Source organism: Nocardioides sp. (assembly GCF_044226765.1).
Lineage (GTDB): Bacteria > Actinomycetota > Actinomycetes > Propionibacteriales > Nocardioidaceae > Nocardioides.
Genome location: NZ_JBGAGJ010000001.1, coordinates 413496 through 437715, shown reverse-complemented (window position 1 = coordinate 437715; position 24220 = coordinate 413496). Strand labels below are relative to the sequence as shown.

Genomic DNA, 24220 nt, shown 5'->3' with positions numbered 1-24220 from the left:
TTCCCCGGCTGACCGGGGATTCATCCACCCGGTCAGGCAGCGGCGGCGGCCGCCGCCTGGCGGCGGGCCTGCTGGGTCAGCCGGGCCTGGGCGGCGCGGCGGACCTTGGGTCCCTTGGTCGACATCGCCCAGAGCAGCTTGAGCTGCTCGGGGAGGTTCGAGCGGTCGGTGGTCGCGAGCCAGCCGTTGGGCAGCGACAGCCGGAAGACCCGGTGCCAGGCCGAGTAGACCTGCTGGGGCAGCGGCGCGGAGTGGTAGTTGAGCTCGTACTTCTCGAACAGCGCCTGCACGCGGGGCGCCACCTCGGCGTACCGGTTGCTCGGCAGGTCGGGGAAGAGGTGGTGCTCGATCTGGTGCGACAGGTTGCCGGTCATCAGGTGCATCGCCGGGGAGCCGGAGATGTTGGCCGAGCCGAGCATCTGGCGCAGGTACCACTCGCCGCGCGTCTCCTTCTCCGGGATCGCCCTCTTCTCGAAGGTCTCGACGCCCTCGGGGAAGTGGCCGCACATGATCACCGAGTGCGACCACACGTTGCGCACGAGGTTCGCGGTGAAGTTCGCGGCCAGCGTCGGCAGGAAGCCGCCGAACGGGATGGCGAGCGCCGGGTTGACGACGTAGTCCTTGGTCGCCTGCTTGCGGATCTTGCGCAGCGTCTTGCCCAGCGACGTCTTGAACTGCTCGGAGCGCTTCTCCTTCGGGATCCGCAGGTTGCGGCCGAGCTCGAGGTCGTAGGCGGCGATGCCGTACTCGAAGAAGCAGGCGTTGACGAAGTTCCACAGCGGCTGGAGGAGGTACGCCGGCACCCAGCGCTGGTCCTCGTCGACGCGCATGATGCCGTAGCCGAGGTCGTTGTCCTTGCCGACGATGTTCGTGTAGGTGTGGTGCACCTCGTTGTGGGCGTGCTTCCAGCCCTCGGCGGTCGACGCGTTGTCCCACTCCCAGGTGGTGGAGTGGATCTTGGGGTCACGCATCCAGTCCCACTGGCCATGCATGACGTTGTGGCCGATCTCCATGTTCTCCAGGATCTTGGCCACCGACAGCCCGACGGTGCCGAGCACCCACAGGGGCGGCAGCGCGGAGCCGAGCAGCACCGCCCGCGAGGCCAGCTCGAGCCGGCGCTGCACGGAGACCAGGTTGCGGATGTACGCCGCGTCGCTCTCCCCGCGCTCGTCGAGCACGTCCTGGCGGATCGCGTCGAGCTCGATGCCGATCTGCTCGATGTCCTCGGGGGTCAGGTGGGCGGTGGGGTTCACGGGCTTCTTCGTGATGGCGGTCATGGTGTCTCCTCGCGATCAGTGGTCGAGGTGGCACGGCCCGGCGGCCGCGTTGATGCAGGTCTGGATGGGGACGCCGCCCGGGCCGGTCTCGCCGGCCACCGCGACGGTGACGGCGCCGTTGCGCAGGTCGCGCACGGCACCCTCCTTCAGCGGCAGCACGCAGCTCATGCAGATGCCCATCCGGCAGCCGCTGGGCATCAGCACGCCGGCACTCTCGGCGGCGTCGAGGATCGGGGTGGCGCCGTCCGCCTCGACGACGGTGCCGTTCGCGAACGCGACCGTGCCACCGTCGCCCGCGACGACGGTCGCGGCCGGCCGGAACCGCTCGGTGGTCAGCGTCAGCCCGCGCTCGTCGTAGTGCTCCTGAAGCGCGTCGAGCAGCCCCGCGGGGCCGCAGGCGTACGCCGTGCGCTCCGCCAGGTCGGGGACGATCCGGTCGAGCTCGGCGACGTCGAGCATCCCGTCGACGTCGGTGTGCAGCTCGACCAGCTGCAGCAGGCCGCGCGCGGCGTAGGAGCGCAGCTCGGGACCGAAGATCACGCTGTCCCGGGTGAGCGCGGAGTGCAGCAGCACGATGTCGCCGGCGTACGGCGTGGCACGCGAGAACAGGTTGCGCAGCATGCCGATCACGGGCGTGATGCCAGAGCCGGCGGTGACCAGCAGCAGCTTGGCCGGGATCGGCTGCGGCAGCACGAACTCGCCCTGCGCGGGGGCCAGCTGCAGCATCTGCCCGGCGCGGGCCCGGTGGACCAGGTGGTGCGAGACGACGCCGTCGGGGATCGCCTTGACGGTGACGCTGATGCACCGGTCGCGGCGCGGGCCGTGGGTCAGGGAGTAGGTGCGCCACAGGCGGACCCCGTCGACGTCGACGCCCATCCGGACGTACTGCCCGGGCACGTGGCCGCCCCAGTCGCGGCCGGGCTTGATCACCAAGGTCGCGGCCTCGGCGGTCTCCGGGCGGACCTCGACGATCCGGCCCCGCAGGTCCGCGCCGCGGCGCAGCGGGTGGAACACGTCGAGCACGTCGTCGAGCTGGAGCGGGGTCACCGCGGCCTCGGCCACGCGGCGCAGGCTCTGGCGCAGGCTCGCGCCAGGACCGGAGCGTGCGTGGTGGGACGGGACGGCGATGCTCATGGAACCAGTGTGCTGCGCCTTGGGCGTAAGATCATGACCGCAGCACGTGAACGAGCACGTCACATTTGTTCGTAGGAGACAAAATGCGTGGCAGCCCTCGCACCAGCACCACCTCCGGGCACAGCCTGGCCCTCCCCCCGGCGGCGGTGGCGGAGATGCGGGAGCAGCTCTCCACCCTCGCGGACGACGTCGTGGCGGCGATCGTCGAGGAGGTGCCGAGCTACCGCGACGCCTTCTCGGGCCCGATGGGGCAGACGATCAGCAGCGCTGTCCAGCTGGCGCTCGGCGGGTTCCTCACCCTGGCCAGCCGCGGCCGCACCGACGACCTGCGCAGCGCGCCCGCGGTCGAGGGCTCCTACCAGCTCGGCCGGGGCGAGGCACGCAGCGGTCGCACGACCGACGCGCTGCTGGCGGCGTACCGGATCGGGGCCCGGGTCGCCTGGCGTGAGCTGTCGACGACCGCGGTCCGCCACGGGCTCGGCGCCGAGGTCCTGGTGGACTTCGCCGAGCTGGTCTTCGCCTACATCGACGAGCAGTCGGCGGCCGCCGTCGCCGGGCACACCGACGAGACCGAGACCACCGGCCGGGTGCGGCAGCGGCTGCTCGAGCGGGTGGCGGCGCTGCTCCTGGACGGGGCGCCTGCCGAGGAGGTCGCAGCCGCAGCGGACCGTGCCGGGTGGCCGCTGCCGACCACCCTGACGGCGGTGCTCGCCCCCGGCGCCCAGGCGCGCCCGCTGCTCGCTGTCATCTCGCCGGCCACGATCCAGGCGGCCGAGGCACCCGGGCTCGACGAGGGCGTGCTCCTGCTGGTGCCCGACGCCCACGACCACCGTCGACCGGCGCTGCTGCGCGCGCTGGCCGACCGGGGCTGCCTCGCCGGTCCGGCCCGGCCGTGGACGGAGGCGCGCGCGTCGTACGACCGCGCCCTCCGCGCACACCGCGCGGGCCTGCTGCTGGACACGGAGGCGCACCTGGTCGAGCTCGTCCTGGGCGCCGACGCCGACGCCCGGGCCGACCTCCGGGCCCAGGTGCTGGCCCCGCTCGAGGGCCTGCGGCCCGCCACCGCGGAGAAGCTCACCGACACGCTGCGCTGCTGGCTGCTGCACCAGGGTCGCCGCGACGACGTGGCCGCCGCGCTGTTCGTGCACCCGCAGACCGTGCGCTACCGGATGGGTCAGCTGCGCGAGCGGTACGGCGACCGCCTCGACGACCCCGACACCGTGCTCGCCCTCACCGCGGCGCTGGGGTAGTCCCGAAAGATCCTCGAAATGTCACCAATCCGACTCCTCGAGGGCCCCGAACCTCCCATGTCCGACGTCACACCGAGCCCCTGCGGTCGCAACCCGGGCGCAGGGATCTCTACCGGGAGGGAACCCGATGTCCAACCGCACCACCCGCGGCCTCGCCGCCGCTGCCGTCACCACCGCCGTCGCCCTCGGAGGCAGCATGGTCGCTGCGCCTGGAGCCCAGGCAGCAACCTCGGAGCGGGCCGCGAAGCCGACCAGCCTGGCGCAGGTCCTGGCGGCCGACGGCCACCACTTCGACCACAACTGGGGCGACTTCGACATCCTCGACAAGGCCGTGATGACGGTCCTGAAGGAGAAACCGAACAGCGCCGTGGGCGTCCTGGCCCAGCCACGCACGAAGCTGACCGCCTTCCTGCCGACCGACCGGGCGTTCCGCAAGCTCGTCGGCGTGCTCACCGGGTCCAAGCCGAAGACCGAGCGCAAGGTCTTCACGAAGCTGGCCGGAGCGGCCGGTGTCGACACGATCGAGCAGGTGCTGCTCTACCACGTCGTGCCGGGCAAGACCCTGAACGCCGCGAAGGTCGTGAAGGCCGACGGCATGCGGCTGACGACCGCCCAGGGCGGCACCGTCAAGGTCAACGTCCGCAAGGACGGCGTGCACCTCGGTGACGCCGCTCGCAGCGTGAAGAACCCGAAGGTGATCGCGACCGACGTCAACAAGGGCAACCCGCAGATCGCGCACGTGATCAACCGGGTGCTGCTGCCGATCGACCTCTGACGGTCGGTCGACCTGTCCGAGGCGAGCAGCGGGGCGCCGTCAGCCGGAGGCTGGCGGCGCCCACGCATGTCCCGGGACGGGTCGGGTACGGAGCGGACATGTCGAACACCCATTCGAACGACGACCTGCTGGGCGCCCCCGTGCCCGAGCGCACCGACCAGGCCGGCACGGCGAAGGACCCCGAGGAGTGGGTGACCGGCGACGAGCCGATGACCGGCGCCCAGCGCAGCTACCTCGACACCCTGGCCCGCGAGGCCGGCGAGCAGCTCAGCGCCGACCTCACCAAGGCCGAGGCCTCCGAGCACATCGAGCGGCTCCAGGCCCGCACCGGCCGGGGCAGCTGACCGGTCGCCCCCGGCCCAGCCTCACCCGCCACAGGTTCATCACGGTATGCAGGTGAACCTGCACTTCCCACGGTGGGCACGCCATGGGAAGTGCAGGTTCGACAACAGACCATGATGAAACTGCGGCGGCGGTGACCACCGGGCGGGCTACGGCACCAGAGCCGGCTCGTCGGGGAGAGCGAGGGTGAGCACGGCGTCGACGATCAGGTCGTCGCGCTCGATGTCGGCCTCGACGTGACGCAGCCGGACGGCGAGGTCCGGCTCGGGGTCGTCGCCGGTGAGGTCGACGGCGGCGACCACGAAGAGCCGCTGCGGGCCGACGTACTCGACGTGCAGGTAGGTGATCCGGTCGATGGCCGGGTGCTCCAGCAGCCGGGCGACGACCTGGGACTGCAGCTGCGGGCTGAGGCCCTCACCCAGCAGGTACTGCATGTTGCGGCGCATGAGGAACACCGCGACGAACGCCAGCAGCACCCCGATGGCGATCGACCCGACCGCGTCCCAGACCACGTTGCCGGTGAGCTGGTGCAGCGCGATGCCGCCGGCGGCCAGCAGGATGCCCAGCAGGGCTGAGAAGTCCTCGAAGAAGACGGCACGCAGCGTCGGGTTGGAGGTGCGCGCCACGAACCGCAACGGGTGGAGGCCGAAGCGGCGCGCGGCGCCGTGGACCTGACGGCTGGCCTGGATGAACGACGTGCCCTCGAGCACCAGGGCGATGCCGAGCACCACGTAGTTGACCAGGAAGCTCGCCTCCTCGGTGGGCTCGGCCAGCAGCTCGGTCACCCCGTGCCAGATCGACACGATCGCCCCGGCGGAGAACAGTCCGAAGGCCGCCACCAGCGACCAGATGTAGGTCTCGCGGCCGTAGCCGCGCGGATGGTCGGCGTCCCGTGGCCTGCTGCCCCGGCGCTCGGCGACGACGAGGAACACCTCGTTGCCGGTGTCGGCCCACGAGTGCGCCGCCTCGGCGACCATCGAGGCGGACCCGGTGACCAGGGCCGCCACCGACTTCGCGACGGCGAGCAGCCCGTTGGCGACCAGGGCCACCAGGACGGTCAGCAGGGACTGCGAGCCGCTCTCGTCCGTGGCGTCGTCGTCGGAGCCCATGCCCCGTCACTACCCGGACCGGGTCAGCGGTGAACGCGCGACCTCCACACCAGGGCACCGCCCACCAGCACCAGGAGGCCCCCGAGGAGCACCAGGCCGGGCGTCACCGGCGAGCCGGTGTCGGGCAGCTCACCGGGTCCGCCACCCGTCGTGGCATCGGACGGCTCCACACCCACCGGGTGGGTGTAGGTGTTGACGACCGAGATCCCGATCCGCACCGGGGCCCCGGCGCCGTCCGCGACGACCTCGACCGCGTCGGCCCGGCTGCCGTGGTCGACCGTCACCTCGTCCGGTGCGAGGTCGCCGAGGTCCTCCTCGTCGCCCCAGCAGCGGGCACCGACCGGCAGGAGCACCGGCTCGCCGTCGTCGCCGCTCACGGTGACGGTCCGGTCGCGCGGCACGTCGACCACCTGGTCGAGCACCTGCTCGACGTCCTGGCCGTCGCCGTACTCGCAGGTCACCCGGACCGGGAAGGTGGCGCCGCGCAGGTCGGGGTCGTCCGCGTAGGGACCGTCGACGGTCTTGCCGACGTGCAGCACGCCGGCGCCGAAGCGGTTGGTCTGCTCGGCCTCGACCGGGACGGTGACCGAGCCGTCGACGATGATGACGTCCACCGGCGGTGAGGGCCGGACCGCGTTGCCGGCGTCGGTCTCGGTGACCGTGCAGGTCGACCCGACCGGGATGTCGGTCACGGGGTCGGAGACCAGGTCGTCCGAGCCGGGCCCGGAGGTGAGGGTGACGGAGGTGTCGGTCACCTGGTTGCCCAGGAACGTGCAGCTGACGCCGAAGACGAACGGTCCCTGCGCGACGCCGGCGCCGACGCCCTCGAGGTGCTTGCGGACCACCAGCGCCCCACTGCGGTAGGTGTTGGTCACGACCACCTCGGTCGTGGTGCCGTCACCGACCGTGACGGTGTCCGACGGCGCGAACGAGACCTCGGTCTGCCCGGCGTCGGCCTCGGTGACCGTGCACACCGCGCCGGTCGGGATGCCGGCCAGCGTGACCGGCGTGCCGTCGCGGTCCAGGGTCACCGCGCCGTCGTCCGGCAGCGGCACGGGTACGCCGGCGGGGAACTCGCACGCGACCGTCACGTCGAAGGTGTCCGGGGCGGCCGCGGCGGCGTCGCCGTCGACCTGCTTGCTCACCTGGAGCGCCCCGTCGTGGAAGTCGTTGGTCACCAGCACCTCGACCGGGTCCGAGGGGTCGTCGCCGACGACCACGCTCGACGGTGACACCACCACGTCCGGGGTCGACGGGACGCTGTCGACCTCGGCGACCGAGCAGCGGGCGCCGGTGGGCAGGTCGTCGTAGGTCACGCTGCCCTCGCCGATGATGACCTGCTGCGCGCCACCAGGGATGTCGACGGGCACGTCGGCGCCGTCGACGTCGCGGGTGCAGGTCAGCTCGACCGTGTACCGGCCGTTGACCGCACCCGGCACCCCGGCCGCGGGCCCGGTCAGGTCCTTGGTCACGGTCAGGGACCCGAGCGTGAAGGTGTTCTCCACGCCGACCTCGACGGTGGTGGCGTCGCCGATCGTCACGCGGCCGTCGGCCGGGTCCAGGGTCGTGTCGTTCGCGCCGCCGGTGCGCACCTCGCTGACGACGCAGTCGGCACCGGAGGGGAGGTGGTCGACGGTCCACGTCGGGTGGGTCTTGTCCACGGCCGGGCTGTCACCGTCGTACACGGTGTCGCCGTCGAGGGTGCACTGCAGGTGGAGAGTGAAGGACTCGTTGCCCCACAGGTCCGCGCCGGGACCGTTGACGGTCTTGGTGACCAGGAGCGAGCCGGTCGTGTAGGTGTTGGTCGCGGTCACCGCGGTGGCGGTGACGTCGCCCTCGACCACGTCGAAGTCGACCGACGAGCCGGTGCCCGGGATCGTGGTGCCGCCCTGCACGGCCGAGATGCTGGTCGATGCCGCGCCGTCCGTGCCGACCTCGGTGACCGTGCAGGTCGAGCCGCTGGGCAGGTCGGACACCTCGTGGGAGTCGCCGGCATCGAGGCTGAAGTCCTGGTCGGCGGGGTCGAGCACCTCCTGGCCGTGGAACGTGCAGGTGGCCGTGAAGTCGAACGGGCCGTAGGTGATCGGGTCGCCGTCCTGGTCGACCGCACCACCGTCGTCGACCGCCTTGGTCACGGTGAAGCCACCGCTGGTGTAGGTGTTGGTCGCGGTGACCTCGGCGACCCCGGTGCCGCTCGGCGGGAACGGGTGGTCGATGTTGGGGACGCCGGTCAGGTCGGTGTCCGCGGTGACGGTCCCGCCGGGCGGGTCGTAGGAGACCTGGGCGCCCTGCGGCACCGTCGTCTCCTGCACCCGGCAGTGCGCGTTCCACGGGACCGAGACGTGCGACCACGCGGTCGCCGGGCTCGCGCCGCCGTTGTAGTGCACGGTGTCGTCGGCCGGGACCGTCACCGAGCTCGCGTCGTCGCCCGCCACGTCGACCAGCGGGATGTCGGTGACGCCGGCGGAGTCGCAGGTCACGGTGAAGTCGTAGGAGTCGGGCAGGGTCGCCCCGGACGGCCAGCCGGGGGCGTCGACCACCTTGGTGATGTCGAACCGCCCGGTCGGCATCGCCACCCCGACCTGGCGCGGCTCGGTGACCAGCGACGCGTGGGCGGCCTGGTTGCCGGCCGCGGCGATCCGCGACCCGCCGGCGACCGAGTTCCACGCGATCGAGAGGTCGTCGTCGCGCGCCGTCGCCACGCCCGGGTAGGCCGCGGTGGTGGTGTCGAAGGAGAGCGCGAGGACCTCGCCCGGCCGCAGGCCCGGCGACGCGGCCGGGTTGCCGGGGTCGCTGAAGGTGAGCACGAGCTTGAGTGCCTTCGCCTGGGCGAGCTCGGCAGGGGTCGCCCCGGCCGTCGGCCGCCAGTCGCGAGCCGCGACGTCCGCCGCGCAGGGGTCCGCCGGCGCGAGGCCACCGGGCTGGGTCGCGCTGCGGATGTCGGCGTCGTTGCAGTCGGTGTCGGGCACGGTCGTCAGGTAGTAGAGCGCGAACTGGGCGAAGGACCCGTCGGCGAGCGAGGCCGCGTTGCTGGCGAAGTTGCCGACGAGCGTGGGTGCCCACTCCGAGCCGCGCGGCGTGGGGACCACGACGCCCTGGTCGTTCAGGTGGGGCAGGACGTCGATCCCGGCCACGACCGTCGCGTTGACGTTGCCGTCGTTCTCCAGGTCGATGCGCCAGCGCTCGGTGCCGCCGGGCCGGGTGATCGGCACGCACGGGTAGGTGTAGAAGTCCTGGGCGTCACGTGCGGCGGTGCTGCAGGCCGACGCGTCGGGCTGGTCGGCGGCGAGCACGCCGAGGTCGTCGTAGTTGGGGTCGCCCGGAGAGGCCCCCGGGACCCCGGCGGCCACGCCCTTCACCGACTTGGTCGTCTGCAGCGGCGCCTCGGCGCGCACCTCCACCGTGGTCGACGCCGTGCAGTCGGGCACCGGCACGGCCGCGGAGCCGCTGGTCTGCAGCGGTCCGTCGTCGACGGTGTACTTGCACTCCTCGAAGTCGCGGTCCGCGCTCGCGGTCACGCTGTTGTCGATCTCGGTGCCGGCCGGGACGTCGGCGCGGACCTTCAGGTCGGCCGAGACGGTGAGCTTCCAGCCGGGCGGGAAGGTGAACCCGGCCGGGAAGGAGACCGTCACCAGGCCGGTCGTCTCGTCGAGGTGACCGGTGATGCCGGCGACGCTCTGCCCCGTGCCGCTGCCGTTGACCAGGGCGAAGCCGAACGACGCGTCGCCAGCGGGTGCGGTCACCGGCGACTGGCCACCGACGGTCTGGATCTGGTCGGTCACCGTGAAGGACGGCGCCGTCATCGTGTAGGCGCCGGTGTTGGTGACCACCATCTGGAACGGCACCGTCTCGCCGTTGCCGTAGAGCGGTGCCGGCCCGGACCCGTTGCCCGGCTTCTTCTCGACCCGGATCTTGTTGACCCGGTGCCGCAGCTGCGTGGTCGCACTGGCGGAGTCGGTGGCCTGGAGCGTGGTCCCGCCGGGCGACCAGGACGCGACGCCGTGCACGTCGAGGGTGTCGTGGATCGTGCCCTGGGTCGGCTCGCCCGGCGCGGGTGTCATCCCCGGCAGCGTCGACGGCACCGGGGTCGTGTCCGACCCAGCCGGCGACCACCACAGGTTGACCCTGCGGGTGACGTCGAGCCTGAGGGTCACCTTCTGGTTGTTGGGGCGCTCCCAGCCGACCGGGGCGCCGTCGCGGATGCTGCGGGCCTCGACGCGGATCCCGCGCACCGTCGCGGGGTCGACGCCGGCGGGGAGGGCGAGACTGATCGTGCCGCCCACCGGGTCGGTCCAGGCGCCGGTGGTCCAGCAGCCGGTCAGGTCGGTCAGGTTGTTGCAGGTGGCGACCAGGTCGGAGCCGGACAGTGAGTACTCGACGCCGGTGAGCACGCTGAGCCTCAGCTGGTTGACCGGGCCGACCGGCGTGAACGGCTCGATGGCGGAGAAGTCGAAGGCGTTCCAGAACGTCGGCTCGTCGTCGGTCAGCGTGAGCACGCTGGTGCGGGCCGACCCCGTCGGCTGGCCGGTCAGGCTGGCGACGTAGCCGGTGCGCGGCTCGTCCTCGTACCGGGAGGCCGGGTTGACCACCTTGGTCGCCACGACGTCGTAGGTCACCGGATCGATCTGGAACTGGTCGTCGGCGGTGTCCTGCACGTTGTCGCAGGGCGGGCCGTAGAGGGCGCAGCTGATCCCGCCCGGGCCGTAGACGTCGGCCTGGGCGACGTTGAGGTGCACCGGCCGGACCACACCGCTGGTGGTGACGGTCATCGGGTCGCCCGAGTCGCGCTGGGTCGAGCGCAGCTGGAACACCAGGCGCAGGCCCAGCCGCTCCGCGCTCTGGATCACGCCGTCGGCGGTGACCTCGACCCCGACGACGTCGACCAGGTCGGCCGGGGTCAGGGCCAGCGCCTGGGCGTAGGTGTGGGTGGTGGTCCCGCCGCCGGCGTGGGTGAGGACGACGCTCACCCCGGACTGCGGGACGCCGGGCGGCAGGTCGATCGCGACGAAGCCGAAGAGGTCGAGGGTGTCGAAGACCGAGTCGGCCTCGGCCGTGCCGGGCGACGGGTCGGTGATCTTGAGCTGCGAGACCCGCGACGCCGTCTTGTTCGTCGCCTGGAGCACCGCGTCGACGAGGGGGTAGTCGGCCTGCGGCGTGCCGTCCGGCGGGAGGCCCAGGGGCGAGTACTCGAACGACTTGGTGAGCTCGACGTTCAGGGGCTTGTCGATGATGACCGCGTCGGCGCTGTCGGTGCTCGCCCAGTCGTAGGCGCCGGTGCCGGCCACCCGGACGGTGTTCTCCACCAGGCCCGGAGTGCCGGTGTTGTAGGTCATGCCGTCGTGGTGCTGCCCCAGGACCCAGTCCTCGTCCGGCGTCCCGGTCGGCACCCGCTTGCGGTCGCGGACGCGCAGGTCGAGGCGCACCAGCCGGTCGTGGGCCGACGAGATCGACACGGGCTCGCCCGAGGTGCGGCTGACGAAGGTCAGCCGGACACCCACCACGTCGTCCTCCTGGCCGACGCCGGTGCCGGCCGGCACGTCGTAGCCGCCGAACTGTCCCGTGCACCCGGCGGCGCAGGCCGCGGCCGTCACGTCCACCCAGGCGCTCGTGGAGGTCGAGTACAGCTCGACCTTGCTGACCCGGTCGTCGACCATGTGCGGGTCCTGGGCGGCGGTGATCGGCAGGATCTTGTCGAGGTCGAACGCGTCGTAGATCGACGTCGTGACGTCGGTGAGCTCGCCGGTCGTGGCGGGGTCGGTGATCGCGACGCTGTCGAAGGCCAGGCCTCCGGTGCTCCACCGCAGCTTGGCGGTGCGCACCTCGCCACTCAGGGCGCCGACGGTCACCGGGTCGATGTCGGTCGACGGGTCGTCGGGGTCGACCCAGGTCTTGTCGACGAGGTCGGGACCCGACCCGCCGCCGCCGCTGGTGGAGTGCAGGAGCAGGTCGGCGTCGTCGACGGCGGTCGCGTCGACCGCGTTCGCGGCGTTGACCACGTCGGAGCGCACGTCGTTGGTGACGGTCTCGTCGGAGGCGATGGCCGTGCAGTCGGCGCCGGCCCGCACGGTGGCGTTGAAGTTGGGCGCGACGTTGAAGCCGGGCGGCAGCACGGCCCCCGGCGTGGTCGGCTCGAAGCGGAACCGCAGACCTTGCAGCACGTCGCGGGTCCCGCTCGGGACGACATAGCTCCAGTTGGACGTCGGGCCGGTCTGCGAGGCGAGGGTGTGCCAGGACGAGCCGTCCCAGTACTCCACCGTCAGCGTCGTGCCGGCGGGCACGTCGGTGTTGGTGATGTTGCGGACCGTGAAGCAGCTCCAGAAGTCCGACGGCGTCCCGGACGGGTCCGCCGGGTCGGTGATCGTCAGGGAGTCCGAGCCGATCGTGGAGTCCGGTCGCGGCGACACGGCGCCGGCCAGGCTGACCAGGGTCGTCGCCCCCGGCGCGGCGTAGAGCTCGGCGGGCGTGAAGGACTTGCTGACCGCGGTGTCGATCTGCACCGGGAGCCGGTCGATCGTCGCCTGCGCGGAGTCATCACCGGTGCGGCCGAGCACGTCGGTGACCTCGGTCGAGGTGGTGTTCGTCGCGGTGACCGGGACCGTCCCCGAGACGGGGTCGGCGGCGACGGTGTACGGCAGGACGGCGTACGCCGACGGCTCGATCCCGTTGCCCGGCGCGGTGAAGGTGACCGAGAACCCGACCACGTCACCCGTCGGCGGCCGGGAGCGTGTCGACGGTGGTGGTGCTCAGGGTCTCGCTGCTGCCGTCGGCGTAGGCGTAGGTGATCGACGCCTGGTCCGCGGCGACCGGCCACTCGACGGCGGCCGCGTCGAAGCCCTGGAACTGCAGCCCCTGGGCCTCGAGGTCGTCGCCGCCCGGGCCGGGGTCGGCGATGGTCATCTCGTGCACCGGCAGGTCGCCGTTGTCGGACCGGATCGTCGCCGTCGCGGTCTCGCCGCCGAGGAGGTAGTCCTTGTCGAAGGACTTGGTCGTGGTCACGGTCGGCGCGACGTTGGCGATGGCGACCGAGGCGTTGGCGTCGTCGGGGGCGCTGTCGGTGCCTCCGGACGACACGTGGCCGGTCACCGTGTTCTGCACCGTCACCGTGGTGCCGTCCGGGATCGTGGTGACGTTCGGCCGGGTCTGGGTCTGCAGGCCGACCTCGGCGGTGGCGCCCACGGGGATCGACCCGGTGCTGGAGCTGAAGGTGAACCGGATGCCGTAGACCTGGCTCGGGTCGGCCGGGAGGACCGAGCTCACGCCGCCGGGCACCGGGAGGCCGGCGGAGTACGACGTGTGCCAGCCGCCGAGCGCGTCCTGCCACTCGAAGGTGAGCCCGTCCGCCCCCGGCGGGGGCGCGGAGGGGTCGAACCCGGTGGGCTCGAGGTACTGGAACGGGCCGGTCGTGGGGGAGCTGTCGTCCGCGGGGTCCTGCAGGACCAGCGTGTCGACGCTCTTGTTGGAGTCGTTGGTGCCGCCGATCGTCCAGTCGACCGCCGTGCCGGGGACGGCCGGCACGGTCGCGGCCGAGGTCCGGTCCTTGGTGGCCTCGAAGGCCAGCGTGCTGTCGATGGCGAGGGTGACGTCGGCCGAGGCCGTCTTGGTCGCCGCGTTGTCAGCGGTGATCTTCGCGGTGTTGGTGACCACGCCTGTGTGGTCGGCGGAGGCGTCGTCAGGCACCTTCACCCACACGGTGACCAGGGCGGTCTTCGCCTGCTGCAGACCGGTCTGGCCGCCGCCGAGGTCCTTGGTGAAGTCGACGGTGAAGCCATCGGCGGTGGTCGAGACCGAGGTCGGCCCACCCCCCGCGACCGTGGCGGTGACGGGCTCGGCGTGCCCCGGGTCGAGGACCAGCGGTGCGGGCAGCGTGTCGGTCATCTGGGCGTTGATGCAGCCCGGCGCCGTCGGGCTCGAGCAGACCGCGCTGATCGTGTAGGAGAAGACCTGGCCCGGGGTGAACGGTCCGGGGGCCGAGGCGGCCTTGGTGATCTGCAAGGTGGCGTCCACGGCAGCGTGCGCGCCGGAGGCGGGCAGCAGGAGCGAGACGAGCACCAGGGCGACGGCGGTCACCAGGCGGGCAGCAGTGCGGGCAGCAGTACGGGCGGCAGCGCGAGGGCGCACGGACGGACCTCCAGGACGGTGCGCCTTCCCTCGAGCCACACCCGAGCACGCATCCCCCGTGGACACCGCCCTCACGGGTCGGTGCACCCAGGGCAGTCCGACCCGAGAACTTCAACCAGTTGGAGGCTAACGGCGACGCGCCGTGGTGGGCCTCCCCCGTTCCTGGTGATCCGGACCGCGTGATCTAGACCGCCGACGTACCGTCGAGGGTGTGCGCTCCACCGTCCCCCTGACCGCCGCCGCGGCCCTGCTCGTGGGCCTCGCGGGGTGCGCCGGCGCGGGCTCGGACCGCCCCGAGGCGGGGCCCGCGCGCACGACCGGTTCGCCCGTGGGAGCGCCGACGGCGTACGAGGAGTACGTCGCGCTGGGCGACTCCTACACCGCGGCACCCCTGGTCGCCCCGACGGACACCAGCACGACCTGCCTGCGCTCGCAGGTCAACTACCCGGCGCTGGTCGCCGAGGCGATGCCCGGCACCACCCTGACCGACGTGAGCTGCGGTGGCGCCGACACCGGCGACACCGTCCACCCGCAGGCCGGGCGCGGCGGAGCGGTGCCGCCGCAGTTCGACGCGCTGACCCCCACCACCGACCTGGTCACGATCGGCCTGGGCGGCAACGACGAGGGGCTCTTCGGTGGCGTGCTGGGTGGCTGCATCCGGCTCGCGACCACCGACCCCGCCGGTGCGCCCTGCCGGCGCGCGTACGCCGGCCGCCTGCCCGCCACCCTCGCCGACATCGCCGGCAACGTCGCCGGCGTGGTCCGCGGCGTCCGGGCGCGCGCCCCGCAGGCGCGGGTGCTGGTGGTCGGCTACCCGCAGATCGTCCCTGCCGCGGGCACCTGCGACCTGCTGCCGATCGCGGCCGGCGACTACCCGTTCGCCCGCCGGGTCAACGTAGGCCTGACCGAGGCGGTGCGCGCGGGCGCCCGGCGGGCGCACGCGGAGTACGTCGACGTCTGGGCCGCCAGCGCCGGCCACGACATCTGCGCCGCCGAGCCGTGGGTCAACGGCCGGGTCACCCGTATCGGGACGGCCCTGGCCTACCACCCGTTCGCCGTGGAGCAGCGCGAGGTCGCGCGGCTGGTGCTCGCCCACCTCACCTGACCCCGACCCGCCCGCCGGGCGCCGGGGCCGGCGCCGTACCGTCGGCGCCGTGGCCCGCCTCCTGCACCTCGCCGCGGCCGTGGCGGTGCTCGTCGTCGCCTCCGGCTGCTCGAGCTCGGGGTCGGGGTCGGACCAGGCCACCGAGTACGACTCCTACGTCGCCCTCGGCGACTCCTACACCGCGGCGCCGGGGGTGCCGCCGACCGACGCGACGAGCTCCTTCTGCCAGCGCTCGGGCCGCAACTACCCGGCCCTGCTCGCCGCGGCGCTGCCTCGCGCCGCGGTGACCGACGTCAGCTGCAGCGGGGCCGGCACCGGCAGCATGACCGCGCCCGAGGTCGTGGGCACCGCCTCGGTGCCTGCGCAGTTCGACGCCCTCACCGCCGACACGGACCTGGTCACGGTCGGGCTGGGGGCGAACGACGGCGGCCTCTTCGGCGGCGTCGTCAACGGCTGCGTGCAGCTCGCGGCCTCCGACCCCGTCGGCTCGCCGTGCCAGAACTTCTGGGCGGCCCGCACGCCGGGCATCGACGACCTCCTCAGCGGCATCACCTTCAACCTGGCCGGGGTGCTGGACGGGATCCGTCAGCGGTCCCCGCACGCCCGCGTGGTGGTGGTCGGCTACCCCCAGCTCGTGCCGGCGTCGGGCACCTGCGCGGAGCTGCCCCTGGCCGCCGCCGACTACCCGTTCGTCCGGGACGTCACCCAGCGGCTCTCCGAGGCGCTGCGGACGGCCGCCGAGCAGGCCGACGCCGACTACGTCGACGTGTGGAAGGCCAGCGAGGGGCACGACATCTGCGCCGACGAACCCTGGGTGAACGGCGCCACCGAGAACCCTGACACGGCGATCGCCTTCCACCCCCTGGCCGTGGAGCAGCAGGCCGTCGCCGAGCTCGTCCTGGACCAGGTCGGCTGAGGCCGCCGGCTCACCGGGCGTCGTGGACGGGCACCCCGGCCACGACGGTGAGCGCCGCCGCCATCCCCCGCAGCGCCGCCCCCAGCGCCGCGGTGTCCTGCTGGTCCAGGTCGCGCAGCAGCGGGTCGCGGTCCAGCAGCACCAGGTCGCCGCGGGAGCCCCGGCCCACGGTCGGCTGCCCGTCGACCGACGCGGCCAGGACCTCGCGCACGGTGAGCGCCTGCTCGGCGTGCCACGGGTCGCGGTCGTCGGCGCTGCGGTGCACCGCCGCGGCCATCGCCAGCCACGGGTCGAGCGGGGAGACCGGCGCGTCCGAGCCGAGGGCCAGCTCGACGCCGTCCTCGAGCATCCACCGGAACGCGAAGCACCGCCCGGCGCGCTCGCCCCACACCCGCTCGGTCAGGTCGCGGTCGTCGAGCAGGTGCGCCGGCTGCACGCTGGCCCGCACGCCGAGCGCCGCCATCCGGCGCACGTCCGCGCGCCGGGCCAGCTGGGCGTGCTCCAGCGACCCACGCGCGCCGGTGTCGGCGTACGCCGCGAGCGCCTCGGCCACCGCCGCGTCGCCGATGGCGTGCGTCGCCACCTCCAGCCCGGCGCCGTGGGCGCGGGCGAGGAGGTCGCGCAGCTCGGCACCGGAGAGGTTCGGCTGGCCCGCGGGGTGCTCGAGGCGGTGCGCGTCGCCGTACGGCTCGCAGCACCAGGCGGTCCGGGTGTTCAGCGACCCGTCGCTGATGATCTTCAGCGGACCCATGGTCAGGCGGGGGTCGCCGGCCAGCGGGTCGCCGGTGCGCAGGCCGGCGGCGACCACGTCGTCGAGGGTGTCGGCGTACGTCGCCCAGCGGATCCGCAGCAGGTCGCACCCGCGCCCCCACCGCTCGGCCCACTCCTGCCGGCTGGCGCCGAACTCGAGGTCGACCAGGCCGGTGACGCCCTGCGCCGCCGCGGTCTCGAGCATCCGGCGGTAGGCGGCCGGCGAGGTGCCGTCCGGACCGACCAGGGTGACCAGGCGTGGGTACGCCGCGAACCACTCGGTCTCGCGCACCACCGAGTCCCGCACCGGCATCGCCAGGTGCAGCAGGGCGGTCGTGTTCAGCCAGGCGTGGTGGCCGTCGCCGCTGATCAGCACCACGGGGGTGTCGCCCGAGACGGCGTCGAGCTCGCTGACGGTGACGTCGCGGTCCCAGCCGCCCGAGCGGTGCCCCCACCCGACGACCGGCAGCCCGGGCTGGGCGGCCACGCGCTCGGCGACGGCCCGGGTGACGTCCTCGGGCGACCGGGCGGCCGCCAGGTCCAGGCGCTGCGAGGTGAGCGTCCACTGGGCGAGGTGGGTGTGCTGGTCCCACAGACCCGGGACCAGCCACCGGCCGCCGGCGTCGACCTCCTCGGCCCCCGGCGGCCGCTCGAGCCGCGGCCCCACCTCGGTCACCATCCCGCCGACGACCGCCACGTCGACCGGGGCGTCAGGGGCCCGCTCGACCGCGCCGAGCGGCACGAGCCGGGCGTCACGGATCAGCAGGCTGGACACCTCCCGCAGGCTACTGGCCGGCACCAGCCGCGGGTTTCAGGCCGCGCGGTGGCCGGGAAGGATCGGCACGGGGAGGACGAGGCAGGAAGGCGGACCCGTGGCCGACTCGTTCTACGACGCGTTCACACCCGAGGAGATCGCCCGGATCAGCGCGGCCGGCACGCGCGTGCACGTGCCGGAGGGCTGGTCGCCGATCTGGGAGAGCACGCCCGCGGACAAGGCGTACATCATCCTCGACGGCACCGTGTCCGTGCGCCAGCACGGCACCGAGATCGCCCGGCTCGGTGCCGGCGACATCGTGGGCGAGGCCGCGATCGTCAACCACTCGCTGCGGACGGCGTCGATCGTCGCGCTGACGCCGCTGGAGCTCATCCACTTCACTGACACGACGGTGCGGGCCCTGAGCGAGGAGATGCCGACGTTCCGTGCTGCCCTCGAAGCGGTCGCCGTGGAGCGGTTCGCCGGCCGTTAGCGACACCGGACATGGAGCTCGGCCGTTGCCGACGGGGGACACGACAACGACCGAGCGTCTGCGAATCTACGTCCCCAGAGCACCTGGCACAACTCCCCGCGGCCACGTGGCGCAGCGAGGCCCTGCTCAGCGCAGGGTGACCTGGCGGTTGGCGAGCCCGGAGCGGGCGGACCGCTGCTCCGTGGTGAGGTCGGAGGTGTCGGCCAGCGCCTCGGCGAGCTCGGCGGCGAACCGCTCCACCGGCTCCTCGAGCGCCTCCGGACCGGTGCCGACCGCGAGGTCCCACACCGGGGCGAGCAGCCCGTGGGCGCGGAACATCCCCACCAGCCGGGAGCCGTCGACCAGCGTGTCCCGCCCGGCCGCGTGCAGGCGGGCCAGCGCGTCGAGCAGCGGCCCCTCCTCCTCCGGCAGCACCCAGCGCAGGTGCTCCTTGGGGCCGACGTTCGTCCAGTACGCCGCCTCGACGGTCGTGAGCCGCGCGGTGGGCGACGCCGCGGCGTTGGCCTGCTCGAGGCCGGCGGCCAGCGCCGCGCGGTCGGACTCGGGCACGTCGGCGATCCAGAAGTCGAAGCCCTCGTGCACCGTGACGTCGAGCCGGTCGCCGGCCACCAGGTCCTGCAGCCGCGGGCCCTCGCCGGGCGGGTCGGTCAGCCCGACGATGCCCGCCTCGGCGTCCAGCGCCCTGAGCAGCACCGCCCCGAGGTCGCGCGCCGGGTCGCCGAAGTGGTGCTGGACCTGCAGGCCCAGCCAGATCTCGCCGCTGTCGCGCACCATCGCCGGCGCCGCCATCGGCAGCAGCGTGCACAGCTGCACGCTGCGCCCGGCGTGCTCGCCCACGTGCTGGCCGGAGAGGGTCAGGGGGGCGGTCGCGGCCGGCACCAGCTCGCGCATCGCGACGACGTCACACTCAGACGGCAGGCCCGCGAACGGCCGGCTGACGAACGGCGCCGGCGCACCGCCCGCGGCCCCGTGGCAGGCCTTGTAGCGCTTGCCGGAACCGCACGGGCACGGCTGCCGCGGCCCGATCTCGCCGGGTGCCTGCTGCTGGTCGACCTGGGAGCGGGCCTTGGTGCGGGACTTCTTCGCCATGGCGGCGAGCCTAGGCTCCTACAGGCCGCGCTGGTCGAGCAGGTCGAGCAGGTAGGCCGGCCGGTCGGTGATCACGGCCTGCACCCCCAGCTCGAGGCACAGGTCGAGCTGGGCCGGGGTGTTGACCGTCCAGACGTGCATGTCGTGGCCCGACCTCCGGATCCGCCTGCCGAGCTTGCGGTGGTCGGTGAGCTCCCCGATGCCCGGACCGACCAGCCAGTCCGGCCCGATCACCTGGCGCAGCATCGGCCAGTGGTGGGCCTTCTCGACGAGCTGCACGAGCTGGACGTCGGGGGCCAGCCGCTCGACGCGCTGCAGGGCGGTCCAGCTGAAGCTCATCACCCGGGCCGGCGACCCGGGCCGGTCCCAGCCGAACTGCCGCAGCAGGTCGACCAGGCGGCGCTCGACGAGCCCGCCATACCGCGTCGGGTGCTTGGTCTCGACGGCGACCTCGACCCGGCGGTCGTAGTCCGCGACGGTCTCGAGGAGGGTGCGCAGCGTCAGCACGCGGTCGAGCCGCTCGTCCCTCTCCGGAGCGTCGTCGTCCAGGTCGGCCCACGGGTTCTTCCAGGACGCGAAGTCGAGCTCGTCGAGCTCGGCGAGCTCCATCGTCGAGACGACGCCGGGGCTCCCGGCGGTGCGGCGCAGGTCGCGGTCGTGGACGCAGACCAGGTGGCCGTCCGCGGTCAGCCGCACGTCGCACTCCACGCCGTCCGCGCCGTCGTCGAGCGCGGCGACGTACGCACCGAGGGTGTGCTCGGCGTTCTCGTGGCTGGCGCCGCGGTGGGCGACGACCGACGGTCTCACGGGGCCATTGTGGGGCAGAGTCGGCGTGGTCAGCGCGAGCGGAGGAACTGCCCGAAGTGCGGGACGGTGAACGCGACGCTCCCCCGCTCGCCGGAGAACACCAGGCCCTTCTTGATCAGGCCGTCGCGGGCCGGTGACAGCGACTGCGGCTTGCGCCCCAGGTGCCGCGCCACGTCGGCGGTCGCGATGGCACCGTCCCCGTGCTCGGCCCCGAGGTCGGCCATGGCCGTCATGTAGTCGCGCTCCGCCGGGGTGGCCCGGTCGAAGCGGGCGCCGAAGAACCCCACGGCGAGCTCGGCCTCCGCGTCCGGTGCGGCCTCGCGCACGTCGGCGATGGTGATGGGTGAGCCGAGTGCTGCGTCCCAGGTGACCTTGCCGTAGGCCTGCACGAAGTAGGGGTAGCCGTCGGTGAGCCGGTACAGCTCGTCCAGCGCGTCCTGCTCGAAGGCCACCCCCTCCTCGGCGGCCGGGCGCCGCCAGGCGCGGTCGGCCATCTCCCGGGGGAGCCGGTCGACCGACACGTAGCGGAACAGCCGCTCGGCGTACGACTTGGCGCCGGCGAGCGCGACCGGGAGGTGCGGCAGGCCGGCACCGACCACCACCAGCGGGGCGCCCTGCTGGCTGATCTCGTGGCAGGCGCCGCACAGGGCGGCCAGCTCGGCCGGCGCGACGTCCTGCATCTCGTCGACGAACACCGCGACGCCGACGCCGAGGTCGCCGGCGAGACCGGCGACGTCGCTGAAGAGCTCCACCAGGTCGAGCTCGAGGTCGCCGGAGTCGGCGCGGCCGCGGGCGGCCGGGACATCGACCGGCGGGGTCCACCGCGCGCCGGCCCGCGACGCCGCGCGGCGGTCGTCGAGCGAGGCCTGGAGCGCGAAGCTCTTGAGCACCCCGGCCACCTCGTCGACCCGGTCGGGGTCGCGGTGCCGGTGGGCGACCTCGCGGACCGCGGCGTGCACCGCCTGCGCGACCGGGACCCGCAGGCCCTGGTCGGGCCGGGCCTCGATCTTGCCGGTCCCCCACGCCCGCTTGACCGCCTGGCCGCGCAGGGCGTTGAGCAGCACGGTCTTGCCGACGCCCCGCAGGCCGCTGAGCACCATGCTGCGCTCGGGCCGGCCCGCCGCCACCCGCTCGAGGGTCACCTCGAACTGCTCCAGCTCGCGGTCGCGCCCCGCCAGCTCGGGCGGTCGCTGGCCCGCTCCCGGGGCGTACGGGTTGCGGATCGGGTCCATGTCCGCACCGTATCCGCGTGTCTAGCGGATTCCGTAGATTTCCGCCCGCGTGGGGTGGATGAATCCCCGGTCAGCCGGGGATTCATCCGGGGTTGTCAGGCTCTCCATGACGTTGTCAGGGGTTGCAACGGCCGACAACGTCAGGAACAGCCTGACCGGGCGAACCCTGCCGGGCCCGTCCCGACAGGGGTGGGGCGGTCAGGCGGTGGCCGAGCCGGGGTCGACCGCGGCGAGTCGGGCCCGCGCGTCGTCGTACGAGCGCACCAGCCCGGCGCGGAGCAGCTCGATGAGCGCCGGCACCTCGTCGACGGCCAGCCGGAACGAGCCGGTGCAGACGTTGTCGCGCCACAGCGACAGCACGACCAGCCCGGACTCCTCGTGCCACGACACCCGCATGGCGCGGTCGCCACCGCGGGCGTCGAGGAAGATCGACCCCTGCTGCGGGAGCGGGCGGACGGCGGCCATGGCCCATCATGCGCCCGCAAGGCGCTCCGTGTCACCGGGTCGCGGGGCCGGACCCGACGCCCGCTCCCCGAGCTTGTCGGCTTATTCCTGCGCTTGTCGGCCGAAGTTTCGGCCGACAAGCGCAGGTCTACCCGGTCGACCGGGTAAACCCGCACCGCCGCCACCCAGCACCCCGCCTACACTCGCAGGCGTGCCCGAGCTGCCCGAGGTGGAAGCGCTGGCCCTCGACCTCGCGGGCCGGCTCGACGGCCACGCGATCGCCAGGATCCACGTCGCGCAGTTCAGCGCGCTGAAGACGTTCGACCCGCCGCTCGCGGCGCTGGAGGGCACGCTCGTCGACGGGGTGGGCCGCCACGGCAAGTTCCTCGACATCGAGGCGTCCGGGCTCCACCTGGTGCTGCACCTGGCCCGGGCGGGCTGGGTCCGCTGGCGCGACGAGGTGCCGACCATCCCGCCGAAGCCGAGCCCGAAGTCGACGCTCGCGCTGCGGGTGGTGCTCGACGACCAGTCCGGCCTCGACGTCACCGAGGCCGGCACCCGCAAGAGCCTGGCGGCGTACGTCGTGCGCGACCCGCAGGACGTGCCCGGCATCGCCACCCTCGGCCCGGACCCGCTCACCGACGACTTCACCGTCGAGCGGTTCCGGGAGATCCTCGAGCGGGAGGGCGGCAAGCAGCTCAAGGGCGTGCTGCGCCACCAGGGCACGATCGCCGGCATCGGCAACGCCTACTCCGACGAGATCCTGCACGCGGCGCGGATGTCGCCCTACAAGGCGGCCGGCAAGCTCACCGACGACGAGCTCCACGTCCTGTACGACGCCCTGCGGGTCACCCTCGGCGACGCGGTCGACCGGTCCCGGGGACTCGCGGCCAGCGAGCTGAAGGGCGAGAAGAAGTCGAACCTCGCCGTGCACGGACGCACCGGCCAGCCCTGCCCGGTCTGCGGGGACACGGTGCGCGAGGTGTCCTTCGCCGACTCGAGCCTGCAGTACTGCCCCACCTGCCAGACCGGCGGCAAGCCGCTGGCCGACCGGCGGATGAGCAGGCTGCTGAAGTGATCCCCACCGTCGACGTCGCCGGCGTGCCCGACCCGCTGCCCGACGGCCTGGTCGTGCTCGACGTGCGGGAGCCGGTCGAGTGGCAGCACGGCCACATCGAGGGCGCCGTGCACGTGCCGCTGTCCCTGCTGCCGCTGCGGGTCGCCGAGCTGCCCGCCGCCCAGACCCTGGTCGTGTGCAAGGTGGGCGCCCGCTCGGCGCAGGCGGTGATGTGGCTGCAGCAGCAGGGCCATGACGCGGTCAACCTGGCCGGCGGGATGCTCGACTGGGCGGCGGCCGGCCGGCCGATGGTCAGCGAGACCGGCGCACCGCCCCAGGTCGTCTAGCAGGTCGTCTAGCAGCTCGTGCAGCAGGCGGGCGGCGTCAGCCGATCTCGCCGCACTCCTTGCTCAGGTAGGCGTCGAAGGCGTCGGCGTCCTTCTGGTCCTCCTCGCTGAGCGACTTCTCCAGGTTGGAGATGTCGTCGACGGTCGCGTCGTCCGGCAGGCCGGAGATCGCGTCGAGGGTGACCTCGAGGCCGTGCCGGGCGTCGTCCGGGATCCCCTCCGGGGTGCCGGTGGCCGCCATGTCGTCCGCGGCGGACTGCAGCGTGCTGACCGCCTTCGACGCGTCGCCCGTGCCGAGCCCGCCGAGGTCCTTGGCCAGCTGCTCGAAGTTGCCGCAGAAGTCCTCCTTCGACGCGCTGGTCGGCATGCCGCCACCACCCCCGTCGCTGCCACCGTCGCTGCCACCGCAGCCGGCCAGGGTCCCGAGCGCGAGCGCGACGCCGGCGACGGTCAGTGCGGTCCTCTGAGCAGTCCTCATGCCCCCACCCTGCCCTATCCCGGCGGCGGTCCGTCAGGGTCCACCCCGGTGAACGACGGAAGGGGCGCCTCCAGGGCGACCGCGAGCCGGCGCAGGTACGCCGCGCGCGGCACCTCGACCGCGCCGAGCGAGGCCAGGTGGGGGGTCGACCACTGCACGTCCAGCAGGCGGCGGTCGGCGTGCTCGTCGCGCAGCAGGTCGACCAGTGCGACCAGCGCCACCTTCGACGCGTCGCGCTCGCGGTGGAACATCGACTCCCCGGCGAAGAGGCCACCGACCGCGACGCCGTACAGACCACCCACGAGCCGCCCGTCGCGCCAGGTCTCCACCGAGTGCGCCCAGCCGAGCCGGTGCAGCCGCACGTAGGCCGCCGCCACCTCCTGGTCGATCCAGCCGGACGGTCGCCGCGGGTCGGCGCAGCCGTCGAGCACCTCCTCGAACGCGGTGTCCACGCGGACCTCGACGTCCCTGGCCGCGCGGCGCAGCGAGCGGGAGACCCGGAGTCCGTCGAGCGGGAGGACTCCCCGCCGGACCGGGCAGAACCAGTAGAGCGGGTCACCCGGGGCTCCCGACGGCATCGGGAAGAGCCCGTGCCGGTAGGCGTCCAGCAGGGTGCCCGGCTCGAGGTCGGCCCCGATCGCGACCAGGTCGTCGTTCGCGTCGTAGCGGCTCGGGTCACCGAACGCCCAGCGCGAGGGCGCGGGCTCGACGGGCATGCCCCCGACCGTAGTCCCCGTACGATC

General features: G+C 73.4%; 20 protein-coding genes. 8 read left to right on the top strand and 12 right to left on the bottom strand.

Translation table 11 applies throughout. The annotated features are described in order from the left end of the window. Positions 1 to 32 precede the first annotated feature (32 nt). Both ACILRH_RS02045 and ACILRH_RS02040 read right to left on the bottom strand, forming a co-directional pair. Entirely contained in the window at positions 33 to 1277 is a 1245-nt protein-coding gene (locus tag ACILRH_RS02045; protein ID WP_395690468.1) for a fatty acid desaturase family protein, read from the bottom strand. Between the two features lie 15 nt (positions 1278 to 1292). After that, complete coding sequence (locus ACILRH_RS02040; protein WP_395690467.1) at positions 1293 to 2411, bottom strand: ferredoxin reductase; 1119 nt, start codon at positions 2409 to 2411, stop codon at positions 1293 to 1295. Positions 2412 to 2494: 83 nt separating this feature from the next. On the opposite strand from ACILRH_RS02040, the gene ACILRH_RS02035 reads away from it, so the two are divergent. From ACILRH_RS02035 to ACILRH_RS02025, 3 genes are all read left to right on the top strand, one after another. Next, positions 2495 to 3661: a PucR family transcriptional regulator gene (locus ACILRH_RS02035; RefSeq protein WP_395690466.1), complete on the top strand. Its 1167-nt coding sequence runs from the start codon at positions 2495 to 2497 to the stop codon at positions 3659 to 3661. A 127-nt stretch (positions 3662 to 3788) separates the two neighbouring features. Beyond that, positions 3789 to 4436 (top strand): fasciclin domain-containing protein, encoded by a 648-nt coding sequence (locus ACILRH_RS02030; protein WP_395690465.1) that lies wholly within the window; start codon positions 3789 to 3791, stop codon positions 4434 to 4436. 98 nt (positions 4437 to 4534) lie between these two features. Further along, entirely contained in the window at positions 4535 to 4780 is a 246-nt protein-coding gene (locus ACILRH_RS02025) for a DUF3072 domain-containing protein (RefSeq protein WP_395690464.1), read from the top strand. 147 nt (positions 4781 to 4927) lie between these two features. Here ACILRH_RS02025 and ACILRH_RS02020 read toward each other — a convergent pair whose 3' ends face one another. The 3 genes from ACILRH_RS02020 to ACILRH_RS02010 are packed head-to-tail and all read right to left on the bottom strand — an operon-like array spanning position 4928 to position 14005. Next, positions 4928 to 5887: a cation diffusion facilitator family transporter gene (locus ACILRH_RS02020; protein ID WP_395690463.1), complete on the bottom strand. Its 960-nt coding sequence runs from the start codon at positions 5885 to 5887 to the stop codon at positions 4928 to 4930. Positions 5888 to 5910: 23 nt separating this feature from the next. Continuing rightward, complete coding sequence (locus tag ACILRH_RS02015; RefSeq protein ID WP_395690462.1) at positions 5911 to 12588, bottom strand: DUF5979 domain-containing protein; 6678 nt, start codon at positions 12586 to 12588, stop codon at positions 5911 to 5913. Position 12589: 1 nt separating this feature from the next. After that, complete coding sequence (locus tag ACILRH_RS02010; RefSeq protein WP_395690461.1) at positions 12590 to 14005, bottom strand: hypothetical protein; 1416 nt, start codon at positions 14003 to 14005, stop codon at positions 12590 to 12592. Positions 14006 to 14216: 211 nt separating this feature from the next. On the opposite strand from ACILRH_RS02010, the gene ACILRH_RS02005 reads away from it, so the two are divergent. Both ACILRH_RS02005 and ACILRH_RS02000 read left to right on the top strand, forming a co-directional pair. Continuing rightward, a complete protein-coding gene (locus ACILRH_RS02005) occupies positions 14217 to 15110 on the top strand; it encodes an SGNH/GDSL hydrolase family protein (RefSeq protein WP_395690460.1) in 894 nt (297 codons plus the stop codon). 49 nt (positions 15111 to 15159) lie between these two features. Further along, positions 15160 to 16026 carry an SGNH/GDSL hydrolase family protein gene (locus tag ACILRH_RS02000; RefSeq protein ID WP_395690459.1) on the top strand — a complete coding sequence of 289 codons (867 nt, stop codon included), beginning with the start codon at positions 15160 to 15162 and terminating at the stop codon, positions 16024 to 16026. Positions 16027 to 16036: 10 nt separating this feature from the next. Here ACILRH_RS02000 and ACILRH_RS01995 read toward each other — a convergent pair whose 3' ends face one another. Next, positions 16037 to 17551, bottom strand: coding sequence for an amidohydrolase (locus tag ACILRH_RS01995; RefSeq protein ID WP_395690458.1), 1515 nt, complete (start codon positions 17549 to 17551; stop codon positions 16037 to 16039). Between the two features lie 97 nt (positions 17552 to 17648). Here ACILRH_RS01995 and ACILRH_RS01990 point away from each other — a divergent pair, with 97 nt between their 5' ends. Then, complete coding sequence (locus ACILRH_RS01990; RefSeq protein WP_395690457.1) at positions 17649 to 18023, top strand: Crp/Fnr family transcriptional regulator; 375 nt, start codon at positions 17649 to 17651, stop codon at positions 18021 to 18023. A gap of 126 nt (positions 18024 to 18149) precedes the next feature. On the opposite strand, the gene ACILRH_RS01985 is transcribed toward ACILRH_RS01990, so the two are convergent. The 4 genes from ACILRH_RS01985 to ACILRH_RS01970 form a co-directional block, all read right to left on the bottom strand. Then, positions 18150 to 19112 carry a DUF5926 family protein gene (locus tag ACILRH_RS01985; RefSeq protein WP_395690456.1) on the bottom strand — a complete coding sequence of 321 codons (963 nt, stop codon included), beginning with the start codon at positions 19110 to 19112 and terminating at the stop codon, positions 18150 to 18152. An 18-nt stretch (positions 19113 to 19130) separates the two neighbouring features. Then, entirely contained in the window at positions 19131 to 19919 is a 789-nt protein-coding gene (locus ACILRH_RS01980; RefSeq protein ID WP_395690455.1) for a glycerophosphodiester phosphodiesterase, read from the bottom strand. Positions 19920 to 19948: 29 nt separating this feature from the next. After that, positions 19949 to 21151: an AAA family ATPase gene (locus tag ACILRH_RS01975; RefSeq protein ID WP_395690454.1), complete on the bottom strand. Its 1203-nt coding sequence runs from the start codon at positions 21149 to 21151 to the stop codon at positions 19949 to 19951. Positions 21152 to 21349: 198 nt separating this feature from the next. Next, positions 21350 to 21616: a hypothetical protein gene (locus ACILRH_RS01970; RefSeq protein ID WP_395690453.1), complete on the bottom strand. Its 267-nt coding sequence runs from the start codon at positions 21614 to 21616 to the stop codon at positions 21350 to 21352. 190 nt (positions 21617 to 21806) lie between these two features. On the opposite strand from ACILRH_RS01970, the gene ACILRH_RS01965 reads away from it, so the two are divergent. Together ACILRH_RS01965 and ACILRH_RS01960 are read left to right on the top strand one after the other, a co-directional pair. Beyond that, entirely contained in the window at positions 21807 to 22673 is an 867-nt protein-coding gene (locus tag ACILRH_RS01965) for an Fpg/Nei family DNA glycosylase (RefSeq protein WP_395690452.1), read from the top strand. After that, complete coding sequence (locus ACILRH_RS01960) at positions 22670 to 22999, top strand: rhodanese-like domain-containing protein (protein WP_395690451.1); 330 nt, start codon at positions 22670 to 22672, stop codon at positions 22997 to 22999. Before ACILRH_RS01965 ends, ACILRH_RS01960 begins: the two co-directional genes overlap by 4 nt. Positions 23000 to 23036: 37 nt before the next feature. On the opposite strand, the gene ACILRH_RS01955 is transcribed toward ACILRH_RS01960, so the two are convergent. After that, positions 23037 to 23477: a hypothetical protein gene (locus ACILRH_RS01955; RefSeq protein WP_395690450.1), complete on the bottom strand. Its 441-nt coding sequence runs from the start codon at positions 23475 to 23477 to the stop codon at positions 23037 to 23039. A 14-nt stretch (positions 23478 to 23491) separates the two neighbouring features. Next, the gene (aat, locus tag ACILRH_RS01950; protein ID WP_395690449.1) at positions 23492 to 24193 is read right to left on the bottom strand and encodes a leucyl/phenylalanyl-tRNA--protein transferase; all 702 of its coding nucleotides are present in this window, start codon (positions 24191 to 24193) and stop codon (positions 23492 to 23494) included. Positions 24194 to 24220 lie beyond the last annotated feature (27 nt).